Origin of the sequence: Acinetobacter sp. IK23 (assembly GCF_035615275.1) — a bacterium.
GTDB classification, from domain to species: domain Bacteria; phylum Pseudomonadota; class Gammaproteobacteria; order Pseudomonadales; family Moraxellaceae; genus Acinetobacter; species Acinetobacter seifertii.
The window spans coordinates 111,753-125,159 of the sequence record NZ_JANBNX010000009.1; the positions used below are offsets into that span (position 1 = coordinate 111,753).

The following is a 13,407-nucleotide window of genomic DNA, read 5'->3' on the forward strand; positions in this document are numbered from 1 at the left end:
ATTTGTGACAAAAATACGGCAAGCACATGACCGAATGATGACAGGAAAACATAAATTTTCTTAAAATCATTCAAGGTGTTACCAGTTTGCTTTCCTATAGGTTTCTTAGGTCAAAGTCGTGTCAAAAAACTTTAATATTATTTTGAAACTTGTGCCAATAAAGATAAGAAAACAATACGGCAAGCTGTCAAAACTTGCTCCAGAGACTGCTCAAAGCCTCCCATCACCCAGCGAATCGCAATTTGTGTCACGTATCCGTTTAAGCCAGTTGCGATTAAAGATAGCTCATTTTCATGATGTTGAATTTGCGGCATGGTCAGCATAACGAAAGCTTGAATCATACGGTCAAACTGAGCAAGTGTTTCCTGAATGGTGGCCTGATTATGTAATTCTTGAACAAGAACTGCATCAACATAGATGATACGAGCTAGTCTTGGATCGTCTTTTAAGGTTGTCAGCAGTGCTCTTAAACCCGCATCGACCATTTTTTCTGGATCTGGCGCAGCTTTAATAACAGCCTGCATTAAGTTTTGTTGTAACTCTTCAATCATTTTTAAAAAGATAGTTTGAAATAAATCCTCACTCTTTTTAAAAGATTCATAAAAATAGCGCTCGGTGAGTTTTGCTTCTTGGCAAACATCTTTTACCGTCACTGAAAAAAAGCCGAGAGTTCCATAAGTTGCAATACCTGCTTCAATCAGTTTTTCGCGGCGTGCCTCTTTACGCTCAGTAAGAGATAATCCTTTGAACTGACGTTCTTTACTCACAGTTTTTGTTTTCTTTTTACTGGTTGAGTCGTTTGTCGCCATAAAAAATGGTTTCCTGATTTATCGGTTTTTCGGCAAATATGGGCCTATGATAAAGCCGTCAGCAGAATTGTGCCAATCTATCTGAAATTACAGTGTACTATATTGACAATGAATATTGTCAAAATTATATTAAAAGAGTCTAAAGTGCACATGCAATGAACCGATTGTGCAAATCGAAAAACAAAGGATGGACAATGAAAAATTTTAAAAACAAAGTCGCTGCAATTACGGGCGCAGGTTCTGGCATTGGGCAACAACTAGCAATTCTCTTGGCAAAACAAGGCTGCCATCTTTCTTTGAGTGATATTAATGAAAAGGGCTTAGAGAAAACTGTTGAGCTCTTAAAACCCTACAGCAACATTAGCGTAACAACTAAAAAGCTGGATGTTTCTGACCGAGAAGCTGTAAAACAGTGGGCACAGGAAACTGTGCAAGATCATGGTTCTGTTAATCTCATTTTTAACAATGCCGGGGTTGCCTTAGGTTCAACTGTAGAAGGCGCGACCTATGAAGATTTAGAGTGGATCGTTGGAATTAACTTCTGGGGTGTGGTTTACGGTACTAAAGAATTTTTACCGTTTATTAAGCAAACTCAAGATGGTCATATTATTAATATTTCGAGCTTATTTGGTTTAACTGCTCAACCTACTCAGTCTGGCTATAATGCCACTAAATTTGCGGTGCGTGGTTTTACCGAGTCATTACGCCAAGAGCTAGATATTGAAAAATGTGGCGTAAGCTCGTTGTGTGTACATCCGGGTGGTATCCGCACCAATATTGCTAAAGCTGCAAAAATGAGCGATAGCTTGAACACTTTGGGTATGGATCCGACAAAATCGATTCAAAATTTTGACAAGTTATTGCGTACCCCACCAGAAGAGGCTGCTCGTCAAATTTTGGATGCAGTTTTGAAAAATAAGCGCCGTTTACTGATTGGTAGTGATGCAAAAATTCTAGACGCATTCCAACGTTTATTCCCGACAGGATACCAACGTGCTTCAACCATTGTGACCAAATTAATGAAATAACTTTTAATGTAAAAAAGCCATCATTTGATGGCTTTTTTTATAAGGCTTAATTCATTCTAAATAAGAACTTTGATCTTCTTTTTCTTCCAAATAAACTGATAATACAAGCCTTGAACAATACAGAGGCTGACAAATGCCAAGGCATAAGCAAACCAAATCCCTTTAAGTCCCCACATTGAGCTAAACCAGTAAGCACATGGAATTTCAATAAATAAAATAGCTGATATGTTTAATAGCATTGGGGCTGTTACGGTACCACTGGCACGCATGATGGATGCAAAAATGGCACCTGCACCAAAGAACAAAATTGCCCAAAGTACAATAAATAAAAGTTGCTGCCCTAACACCACCACAGTTGGGTCGGTAATGAATAAAGCCATTAAATATTTTGAAAATAGATAGCCCAGTGCGATTAGGGTACCTGTAAATAAAAAGTTCATACCTAGAGCCGTGCGGGTAACACGTGCAAGTAGGTCTGATTTACCTGCACCAATGGCTTGTGCTGCAAAAATTGAAGCTGCAATTGAGATTGATAAAGCAGGAAACTGAATATAGTTGAGTACTTGGTTCACAGCACCATATGCAGCTGTCGCATGAGCGCCAAAACGGTTGACTAAACCTACAATCACAAGTCCAGCCATAGAGGTGGTAATCATTTGAATACCAGTTGGCACACCTAGGCGCAAAATGATTTTGCTTAAGTCTGGGTTATGACGAATATGCTGCAAAAGTTGGCGGTTCGGTCGAAGCGGATGCTTTTTTTTGTTTAGGTAAATCGCCAGAAAAATTAGGATAGCCACATACCCTGTAATGGTGGCAATTGCTGGAGCAATAATTCCCAGAGCAGGAAAACCAAAATAACCCTTAAGCAAAATAGGGGTAATGACTAAACCAATCACACTGGTTAAAGCAAGAGCTAGTAAAGGTGTCGTACTGTCACCTACACCACGTAAAATAGAGGTATAGATAATATAGACAAATAGGAGTGGACTACCTGCCAACATCCATTGCACATAAGGCAACGAGAGATGCATAACCTTTGGGTCGGTGCCTAAAAGTTCTAAAATATCGTGGGCAAAAAACACACCAATAATTGCAGTAATGATACCGCCAATAATGGTCATAAACAGAGTAGACCCTACGACACTTTGAACTTTTTCAATATTCTGCGCACCCCATGCTTGCCCGACTAAAATTGTCGTACCAGTTGAAATTCCGATAATAAAAGCGAGCAATAAGAATAAAATAGGGAAAAAAACCGAGACGGCAGCAATTGCATCGACACCCATCATTTGGCCAACAAAAATGGTGTTAATGGTGCCGGACAAGTTCTGCAAAATATTGGTTGCAATGAGTGGCAATAAGAAAACAAAAAATGTTTTCCATAGATTTTGCTGATGAATTAAAGACTGTCTTGGTGGCATGTATTCTCCATCGCCCATCTCTTTGATGAGCGGGGCGGATATTCAACTTAGCATATTTAGAGGAAATTTCTTGTAGTGTTTTGCTATGCTAAGTTTCTAAATTTATTAACATTCATTCAAGATTTCTCCTGCTTTTTGCAATGTTTCATCATTTTTAGCAAAGCAGAAACGAATGAGGCGTAAAGACTCAGGCGCTTGTTGGTAAAACACCGAAACTGGAATGGCCACAATTTTATGTTGCTCGGCAAGAAACTGGCACATTTCAATATCGTTTAAATCGGGTCTAATCTGGCTGTAGTCAAGGTTTTGGAAATATGTGCCTTGAGACGGTTTAAGTAAAAAACGGCTGTTGTGAATTGCCTGATTAAATCGATCCCGCTTAGTTTGATAAAACTGTGAAAGTTCCCGAATATGTTCCGGATGTTGCTGCATATATTGCGCTAAGGCAATCTGACAAGGTGTCGTGCCACAGAAATTCGCATATTGGTAAATCTGACGGAATAAACCCATTAATTCAGGTGAAGCCACACAGTAACCTGTTTTCCAACCTGTCACATGAAAGGTTTTCCCAAAAGAACCAATCACAAAACTACGTTCTCTAAGCTCTGGAAAATGCAACGCACTAAAGTGTTGCTGACCGTCAAAAACTAAGTGTTCATACACTTCATCAGATAAAACCACGATATTTTTATCTCGAATCAGTTCAATAAGCTCTAACCAGTCCTGTTTTTCCCAGATGGTGCCAGTTGGATTGTGGGGCGTGTTCACCACGATCATACGGGTTTTATCGTTGACCAGATCTTTAACTTGCTGCCAGTCAACCTTAAAGTCTGGTGCTTGCAGAGCAATACGAACAGCTTTACCCCCTGCTAGCTGAACAGAAGGGCCGTAGCTATCATAACTCGGGTCAAAAATAATGACTTCATCACCTGCATTGATACAGGCTTGTATGGTACAGAAAATAGCAATGGTCGCGCCAGGTGTAATCGTGATTTGTGTGACAGGATCAAGTTGAAGTTGGTCGCGCTGTTGAAACTGAAAAGCAAGCTGTTCACGCAGAGCGAGAATGCCATCACCTGGTGGGTATTGATTATGTCCAGCCAAAGTTGCCTGTGAGAGGGCTTCGAGCAAAGCAGGAGGTGCAGGAAAGTCAGGGAAACCTTGTGAAAGGTTAAGTGCACCCAAGCGCTGTGCCATTGCCGTCATGGTACTAAAAATAGTTACCCCTTGTGTGGGCAATTTTGACTGAAGCTGTAGCATGTTGTTCTCTTAAAGAAATGATTAGGGTTATAAAATCGATTCAATTGCTGCGCGGATTACACCTAGAGTTAAACCAATAAATGCACCAACTACAACGCCGTTTACGCGAATCATGTGTAGGTCGCCACCGACTTCATTTTCAATTTTTCCAATCATTTCACGTGAGTCCCATTCATGAATGCGTTCACTCACATAGCGTATGATTTTATGGCTATATTGATCGGTAAAAGTCAGTGCAAGCCCTGTCATTTCTTTATTGAGAACTTCACGTACTTTGGTATTTTGAACAAGGTTTTCACCGAGTTGCTGGATTGCTGCACGTAGGTTCATTGCAATGCCAGAGTCTTCTTTCATTAAATCTTCTTTAATGGCATCACATAAAATTGTGACAGCACCGCTAATGAAGTTCAGGACTTGAGGACTATCTAACAGTGCATCTTTACCGCTATTTAGACGTTGGCTCGCAACACTATCTGGTTTTGCCAGCTCAAGCATGAGAGAGTGAGCAACAGTTTCAATTTCTTGCCGCCATGGGTGTTCAGGGTCAGCTAGCATTGATTCTACTTTTTCAATCAGTGAGTCGATGGTGCGCTGCTGAACATCAATCCCAATCCAGCTTGCACCTTTTGCCAGTGACCAGACTCCCAGCGCTTTAAACATTTTTCGGGTCAATTCACGAGTTTTATCAGGGTTTTGTACGACCCACTCATGCGCGATATCGAGACCACGCTGCAATACGTCTTGGTGGAAGTCATTTTCCAAGACTGCACGTAACATTTCGCTGGCAAGTTTATTGACTTGCGTATTGCGTACCCATTGCACGCTGTTGTTTTGCACAAAATTGGCAATTTGCTCTTGGCTCACAAACTCAAAAATTTTCGGTACCGTTTGTTGAATGAGCTGTACCACTTGTGTGTTGTTTTGTGGGCTTGCTAGCCATTGTCCAATGGCGAGGCTTAGGTCAGTTTTTTCTAAGCTTCGTTCAACCACTTGAGGTGACAGGAAGTTTTCCTGCACAAATCGACCCATTGACTCTGCAATACGAGCCTTATTGCGCGGAATAATTTCGGTATGATCGCGCAAAAATTTAGGGATAGGAAGCTTACCAAATGGGTTTCGAAACAGAACGGTAATGGCATACCAGTCTGCAAGTCCACCGACTACGCCAGCTTCCGCACCTAACATTAAAATATGAATTAAGTTTGTGTACTCTGGCAAAAAGCGATTGGCAACCAATAAGCCAATCCACAACACTACAACAATAACCAGCGCCATCGTCGCAAAGTATTTGCTGCGCTTCAGATTGGGTGCATGGTGTACTTCTTCTGCCATATTCATACGGTCATCCTATTCATTTTTGTTTTACTGGAGGCTCAGGCGGTGGCAGCAATTCTCCTGTCGGGCTTAAGCCATATTTTTGTCCGATAGATTTGAGAATTAATGTTGCATCAAAAGCATCCTGCGGAGCCTGCTTTTGATCCCGATAACATTCAATAGTATACGACACTTGAACAGGGTCGATATTGACCACTTGTGGGAAATCATAGAACGGGTCATGCCAGAAACCCGGATAACGACGACCATAACCATACGGATAAAAACTCGGTGCAGCTGGATAAACCACAGCCTGACGAGGTGGTTTTTGGCTTTGATTACTTGGGTCATTTTGTACTTTAAAAAAGCGGAAGCCTTTTTGTACAGTCGTTTGTGCTGATTTCACCAAGGTAATTTCTTCAGCTGTTCCATAGCTCATGTTTGAGTCAGCTTGGAAGCTGATTCGGAACGTTTGTGCATTTAACGGATAGGCTGAAAACTGGCCAAGTTGATCGAAAGTTTTTGGTTTGCTAGGTATGGTAGAACAAGCACCTAGAGTTAAGGCAGTGCCTAAAGCTAAACAAAGAGAGAGATATTTCATGGTGAACTCCCAGCTGAGCATGGAAGAATGGATAACTCAGCATTAAAAAATAGAGCAGTCTTAAAAACTGCTGTTCGGTTCTAATAAAAATTCGGTTTCCTCTGGTGTCGAAACACGTCCGAGGATTGCATTGCGATGAGGATAACGTCCAAAGCGATCAATAATCACTTTATGTTTTTTCTCAAAGCTTAAATTAATTTCATTGCCTAGGCGTTGAAATAACTTTAAAGCAAACTCATGGATCAATTTTGATTCACTATGCATAAATGGCATATACAAAAATGAGCGTTGGTCAGGATTAAGCTGTGCATCGAGTTGCAAGCTAATTGCTTCTTGTGACAAAGCTAAAGCGAGGCTGTCATAAGCAAAAGATTCAGGTTGATCACGATAAATGTTGCGAGAAAACTGATCTAGCACAATAATCTCTGCAAGACGACCTTCTGCTGTTTTTCGCCAAGACCAAAGTTCTGCTTGAGTCGCCTGACGATGAATGTCTGCAAATTGATCACGGATTTTTTTGTCAAAATCATCACTTTTTGCAAACCAAAGTGAACGGTGTTCAGGTGAAAACCAGAAGTTTAAAATGTCTTGATCGTTCATGATATTGACAACTCTTTAGCAATTATTCTTCAATAAAATCACAATTCTTTCGTGTCTTAAATAACAAGATTGTGATAAAAATTGCCAAACTGAAATGATGTGATCATATCAACATCCATATCATGTCACGATTTTGTATATAGTGATCTTTTATAAGCGAGCAAATGCATGAGTCAACCCACTACACCATCTCAATCAGTTATTCCTGCTTGGGTGGATTCGTCGCTATTACAAGGCATGTTACGTGGAATAGAACGTGAAAGCCTACGTATGCAAAGTAATGGGTTCTTATCACAAGAGTTACATCCAAAGGCATTAGGTTCAGCTTTAACACATCCAAAAATTACGACTGACTATTCAGAAGCGTTGATGGAGTTTATTACTTCACCACAGCCAACGATTGGTGATGCCTTGCATGAACTCACCGATATTCATGCGGTTGTACACCGTCATTTAGAAAATGGTGAAAAGCTCTGGCCGTTGTCTATGCCATGTATGCTAGATGACAACGAAGAACGAATTCGTTTAGCTCAATACGGTACTTCTAATATTGGTCGCTTTAAAACGCTTTATCGCCGTGGTTTGGGGATCCGTTATGGTCGCCGTATGCAGACGATTTCGGGCGTACACTATAATTTATCTTTTCCAGATTCTCTTTTTTCTGCTTTGCAGGCACATGAAACTGACGAAAAATTAAAATCACTCAGTCTGCAAGATTATCGTAGTCACCGTTATTTTGGACTTATTCGTAACTTTATTCGTTTAACACCACTGGTAATGTTCTTAGTTGGGGCAAGTCCTTCGGTTTGTCGTTGTTTTTTGACTGGGCATCAACATCATTTGTTGCCTTTAATCAAAGGGTCATACTATTTGCCGTATGCTACAGCACTCCGTATGGGACGTTTAGGCTACCAAAACTCGGCACAAAAAAGTTTAGGTATTCACTACAACAACCTATCTGGTTATCTGGCTGGTTTACAAAAAGCAGTACATTCTCCTTACCCGCCATTTAGCCGTTTAGGGTTAAATGATGCTTCTGGTGAACCGTTGCAAATTAATGACCATGTTTTACAAATCGAGAATGAATATTACAGTCTCGTGCGTCCAAAACAGGTGCCGCATGCGGGTGAAACACCATCTCAAGCCTTGCAAAATCGAGGCGTGGGTTACGTTGAACTCCGTGCGGTAGATGTAAATCCATATTCACCAATTGGTGTAAATGAAACAACGGCCGGTTTCCTTGAGGCATTGGCGCTTTATTGCTTACTCACTGATAGCCCAGAGTTGTTGTGTCCTGAGCAAGATTTGATTGAGAAGAACCAGACAGAAGTGGTTAACCGTGGTCGAGCGCCAAACGCAACCATTACTGATTTAAACGGGTCTTATCATATTGAGGACTGGGCACGTCAGCATATTTCGAATATGCAGGTTTGTGCCAAGTTACTCGATCAGACCTATGCGACAAATCTGTACAGCTCGGCTTTGACCGTAATGCAAGAACGCATTGATGAAGTAGATGAAACATTATCTGCACATGTGATTGATGACACGTTAAAGCATGGTGGAACTTGGAGCTTTGGCAGTCATATGGCACAGATGCATGCTGAAAGTTATGAAAAGCATGAAATCAGTGCAGAGACTTTACAATATTTTGAACAATTGGCTGCACAATCTTTACAGCAGCAAGAACAACTTGAACAAGATAGTCAGATCAGCTTTGATCAGTATCTTGAACAATATAGATAAAAACGAGGTTTTACATGCGATTAAGTTACCGTTTGGTGAGTGGACTGCTTGTACTGGCAAGCATTGTCGGCATGTCTTTTGCGTTATATTTGGAACATGTAAAAGGGTTAGAGCCATGTCCGCTCTGTATTTTTCAACGTGTTGGCTTAATGGCAATGGGTTTTGTGGCGCTCATTGCATTTTTGCATAACCCAGTTTCGAATGCGATTAAACGCTTCTACGCATTTTTAGCAGGCATTGCAATTTTATGGTCAGTCGGCGTGGCAGGCCGTCATGTCTGGATACAACATTTACCACCAGACCAAGTACCAAGCTGTGGACCGGGTTTAAATTACCTGATTGATGCTTTACCGATGAAAGCTGTTTTACAAGAAGTGCTTTCTGGTTCAGGTGAATGTGCTGCTATTGATTGGACCTTTTTAGGTCAGTCTTTGCCAGTTTGGTCATTAGTGTATTTTGTTTTGCTATTACTGGTTTGTTTATGGCAATTATTCCGTTTTTATCCAGTATTTAAGACGGCTAAAAACTAAGTTTAATATGATTAAAAAAAGCCCACCTCAAGTTGGGCTTTTTTTAATCACTTTAGAATAAGTGAGAATATAAGAAAAATTGATAAAAATAACGCATAATTTTATAGACAGATAGTTCTGTTTTTTATAAAGTGCACCCGTTTATATATCCTTACGATTATAAAAAAATGCTTTTTAATATATTTAGTGTCTTGGAAAAAATAGGGCTAAATGCTCAGAAACGTGCTATCCATGTACAGTTCTCTAATGAACTACTCAATAACCAAATATTCTTACAACGTATAGAAGGCCAACATCAGCTGAATGGTGGTCTAATGGCAGAGTTGATCTGTCTTTCAACCAATGCCCAAATTGCATTGAAGCAATTTATTGGTGTGCAAGTCGCTGTTGATCAGGTCACAGATTCGGGACAATTGTTCCGAACAACTGGTATTGTGACTGAAGCCAGCTATGGACAAAGCGATGGTGCTTTAACGCTTTATAAGCTGACTATAGAAGACGCGACAAATTTATGGCACAAACGCCGTAATAGTCGTGTTTTTATGAATAAAAGTATCGTAGAAATTACCGAAGTTCTATTTAAAGAGTGGCAAGAAAAAAGTCCACTATTTGCTGCGAGTTTAAGTCTAGACTTGGGTGGGTTAAGTCAAAACTATGATATTCGACCTTTCACCATGCAGCACAATGAGTCTGACTATGACTTTCTTACGCGCTTATGGCGAAGTGAAGGCATTAGTTGGCTCATTGATGAGTCAGAGCTTTTTGTTCCGCATTTTACTGCACCAATACAAGCTCAAAAACTAAGACTCATTGATGACAATAGCCAGTATCAGGCTTTAGAGCGTCGTAGTATTCGCTATCACAGAAGTAGCGCAACCGAATATCAAGATAGTATTACTGGTTTTGTTGCAGTACGAAGTTTGCAACCGACAGCGGTACATGTACAGCGCTGGCAACCCGATGCCCTTGCACAAGAAGAGGGTAATGGTTCGGTTGTTACTACGCATACACATTCAGACAACTTTGACTCAGCCACTTTAAGTCTTGAGCAAGCATGGCATGTAAGCCCCGCTTGGATGCAAGATTTAAAAGGAGAAGATCAGGCAACGGCTTCGGGTAGTAGTCAGTTAGAAAAACTAAATCAGCACTTTACCGACATGCATGCGAGTCGGGCTAAATACTTTAAAGCCTATAGTAGTGTCCGCGATAGCCAAGTCGGCTATTGGTTTAATCTACGCGAGCACCCTGAAATTGATCAGCATGAAGGGGCAGATCAAGAGTTCTTGATCATTGCTAAAAACTTCTATAACCAAAATAACTTACCTAAAGATTTACATCAGCAAGTTAGCCAGTTATTAACCCAAAGCCGTTGGGATCAACATGGTTATGATGATATAGAGCGTCAAGGTAATGAGCTGACCCTAATACGCCGTCAAATCAAAACTGCGCCTGAATACAATCCAGAGCAGCATCGCCCAATTGCCTACCCACAAAGAGCGAAAGTCGTGGGACCACAAGGAGAAACCATTCATGTCGATGAATGGGGACGTATTAAGGTACGTTTTCTATTTACCCGTAGTGATGATCATGGCCATGATGGTGGCGCAGGTAGCAATGAAAATGATACCGATTCGGCTTGGGTGGATGTACTGACTCCTTGGGCAGGAGAAGGTTATGGCGCGCGTTTCTTACCACGTATTGGAGAAGTGGTTGTCATTGACTTCTTTGATGGCAATATCGACCGTCCATTTGTGACTGGGCGCATCCATGAAGCGCAGCGCTCACCCACCAAGTTCGATGTAAAAGGTCAGCTTCCTGCAACTAAAAAACTGAGTGGGATTCGCAGTCAGGAAATCAATGGAAATGGCTTCAACCAATTACGTTTTGATGACACAACCGGACAAATCAGTACTCAACTCCAAAGTAGTCATGCGGCAACACAGCTGAATTTGGGTAATTTAAGCCATCCGAAAGAACAAGAGACGAGCCAAGGCCGTGGTGAAGGCTTTGAGTTGAGAACAGACGCTTGGGGAGCTGTGCGTGCGGGCAAAGGCATGCTGATTAGTACCTATGCACAAGAGCAAGCGATTGCCGACCATTTAGAGGCTGCACAAGCACAGTCTTTACTTTCACAAGGCTATGAGAGTATGAAAATGCTCAGTGAAGTTGCAGCCAAGCAACAAACTGATGCTTTGAATGTTATTAATCGCTTACCTAAATTCATTCAGTCGCTTGAGCTAAAAACCACAGGTCAGGCATTAAATAGTACGGTGAACTTATTTAAAGAAGGGATTAATAACGACCCTATTCATGCTTTAAAAGACTGTGGCGGCTTTATTCAAGACATTGGTGCACTAGGTGGAAATGCAAAAGGCGTTGTAGATGAATTTAATGCTTTCTTTACCGATGCCAAAGATGCGGTGGAAAACTTAAAAGCGTTCATCGAAAACGTTGAAGAACATGGTGCCGACATCGTTAAAGGTAAACTTGCCAGCATTAAAGATCGCATTCATAAAAATCCATTTGAGAGTATTAAAGAGGTCGGAAAAGTCTTAGCCAATGTTGAGACTAAAGACTTTGACATGATGAGTGTATGCGGAACTTTTAGTAAAGGCAGTAAATTGGAAGTATCACCTTCTAAAGCATTGAGTTCTTTACAAGGCTTTATGGAGGGTTATACCCAAGGTTTAGAAAGCAGTTCCGATACTAAACAGCAAGAACAAGGCAAAATCTTTAGACAAGCGCTTATGTTATTAGCATCGCCAAATGGCATTGCTTTGACGACGCCTGAAAATATTATTTTGCAAGCTTCGCAAGATATTGCTGAAAGTGCCAGCGGTTCAATTAATTTGAGTGCACAAAAAAATATTATTGGGCACGCACAAGATAAAATTAGTTTGTTTGCCGCACAAAAGGGTTTGCGTGCTTATGCAGCAAAAGGAAAGCTCGAACTGCAAGCACAAGATGATGCTATTGAAGCGATTGCCAAGAAAGTCATCAAGCTCATTTCTACTGAAGATAAAATCGAGCTTACGAGTCCTAAAGAAATTGTATTAACAGCAGGTGGATCACAGCTTAAAATTAATGCCAATGGTGTGCTTTCAACAACAGGTGGTAAGTTTGAAAGTAAAGCTGGGCAGCATTTGTTTACGAGTGGGGCCAAGGTTTCTTATGAGGTTCCTGAGTTGCCGAGTAGTGGTCCGTTCACTAAAGCATTTCATTTTGTATCCTTAGAAGGGGAGAAAATAGAGAATGCAATTATCCAAGTCTACGAAAAAATAAATGATAGTTATAAATCTAAAATAGGTTCTAAAATTGATAAATCAATCTTTAAATTAGACGAAAGTGAAGAGAATATTGAATATAAAGCTCTAGTTGGATTTGATGATTGGGTTTCATGGTTTGAAGAAGAAGAAGGAGAAGAAGTTGAAGAGATAGATTTAGGTGAACATTATAATCCGTTTGATAAATAATAAGGGGGATAAGATGAGTAATATACATATAGTCAAAAAAGGTGATACTCTTTGGGGTATCTCCAATAAATACCACATCAAGCTTAATGAATTAATTGAAATTAATGGATTATATGGCAGAAAGAAAAATTTACTAAAAATCGGACAACAGATATATCTAAAAAAAGAGAATGTTAAAAAATATGATACAACTTTAGTGATTAAAATTTATGATTTGAAATGGGAGCCGATTACCCATGGTAAGTTATTGCTAGAATATGATGACAAATGTCATTTAGTGACTAGTAATGATAAAGGAGTAATAGAAGATATCCAAATTGAAGACGCTTTGAAAGGAATAAAAATAAGCTTTTATACATTAAAAAATAAATTTGAGCTTATAGCTCATCATAAAACATTGCCATTAGGTAAAAAAATACTAAAGCTAAGTTCTCGTGCAATGATGATAAAAGGTAATACTTATAAAGTTGAGGGCATACCTAGAACGAATACAAAAACAATTGAAAAAGAATTGAAAGTTAATAGTAAGAAAGTGCAGCATTCATCTGGAGCATCTGGAGCATCTGGAGCATCTGGAGCATCTGGAGCATCTGGAGCATCTGGAGCATCTGGAGCATCTGGA

Annotated in this window: 11 protein-coding genes; 5 read left to right on the forward strand and 6 right to left on the reverse strand. The window is 40.3% G+C overall.

Annotated features, from left to right (window positions below; all coding sequences use genetic code 11):
• Positions 1 to 137 precede the first annotated feature (137 nt).
• The gene (locus MSG95_RS09195; RefSeq protein WP_004704841.1) at positions 138 to 809 is read right to left on the reverse strand and encodes a TetR/AcrR family transcriptional regulator; all 672 of its coding nucleotides are present in this window, start codon (positions 807 to 809) and stop codon (positions 138 to 140) included.
• A 194-nt stretch (positions 810 to 1,003) separates the two neighbouring features.
• On the opposite strand from MSG95_RS09195, the gene MSG95_RS09200 reads away from it, so the two are divergent.
• A complete protein-coding gene (locus MSG95_RS09200) occupies positions 1,004 to 1,837 on the forward strand; it encodes an SDR family NAD(P)-dependent oxidoreductase (protein ID WP_004704843.1) in 834 nt (277 codons plus the stop codon).
• Between the two features lie 56 nt (positions 1,838 to 1,893).
• Here the strand turns inward: MSG95_RS09200 and MSG95_RS09205 are convergent, their stop codons facing one another.
• The 5 genes from MSG95_RS09205 to MSG95_RS09225 form a co-directional block, all read right to left on the reverse strand.
• The gene (locus MSG95_RS09205; RefSeq protein ID WP_200027013.1) at positions 1,894 to 3,261 is read right to left on the reverse strand and encodes an MATE family efflux transporter; all 1,368 of its coding nucleotides are present in this window, start codon (positions 3,259 to 3,261) and stop codon (positions 1,894 to 1,896) included.
• Between the two features lie 105 nt (positions 3,262 to 3,366).
• Positions 3,367 to 4,521, reverse strand: a complete 1,155-nt coding sequence (locus MSG95_RS09210) for a pyridoxal phosphate-dependent aminotransferase (protein WP_077165317.1) — start codon at positions 4,519 to 4,521, stop codon at positions 3,367 to 3,369.
• Between the two features lie 27 nt (positions 4,522 to 4,548).
• Complete coding sequence (locus MSG95_RS09215) at positions 4,549 to 5,859, reverse strand: DUF445 domain-containing protein (protein ID WP_019458561.1); 1,311 nt, start codon at positions 5,857 to 5,859, stop codon at positions 4,549 to 4,551.
• Positions 5,860 to 5,872: 13 nt separating this feature from the next.
• Entirely contained in the window at positions 5,873 to 6,436 is a 564-nt protein-coding gene (locus MSG95_RS09220) for a CC0125/CC1285 family lipoprotein (RefSeq protein WP_004704850.1), read from the reverse strand.
• Between the two features lie 60 nt (positions 6,437 to 6,496).
• Positions 6,497 to 7,036, reverse strand: coding sequence for a DUF924 family protein (locus MSG95_RS09225; RefSeq protein WP_004704852.1), 540 nt, complete (start codon positions 7,034 to 7,036; stop codon positions 6,497 to 6,499).
• Positions 7,037 to 7,204: 168 nt separating this feature from the next.
• On the opposite strand from MSG95_RS09225, the gene gshA reads away from it, so the two are divergent.
• The 4 genes from gshA to MSG95_RS09245 form a co-directional block, all read left to right on the forward strand.
• A complete protein-coding gene (gshA, locus tag MSG95_RS09230; RefSeq protein ID WP_077165315.1) occupies positions 7,205 to 8,782 on the forward strand; it encodes a glutamate--cysteine ligase in 1,578 nt (525 codons plus the stop codon).
• Positions 8,783 to 8,796: 14 nt separating this feature from the next.
• Positions 8,797 to 9,312, forward strand: a complete 516-nt coding sequence (locus MSG95_RS09235; protein ID WP_004704854.1) for a disulfide bond formation protein B — start codon at positions 8,797 to 8,799, stop codon at positions 9,310 to 9,312.
• 167 nt (positions 9,313 to 9,479) lie between these two features.
• A complete protein-coding gene (locus tag MSG95_RS09240; RefSeq protein ID WP_324624628.1) occupies positions 9,480 to 12,785 on the forward strand; it encodes a type VI secretion system Vgr family protein in 3,306 nt (1,101 codons plus the stop codon).
• A 13-nt stretch (positions 12,786 to 12,798) separates the two neighbouring features.
• On the forward strand, positions 12,799 to 13,407 hold a 609-nt coding region (locus tag MSG95_RS09245; RefSeq protein WP_324645028.1), incomplete at its 3' end, for a LysM domain-containing protein.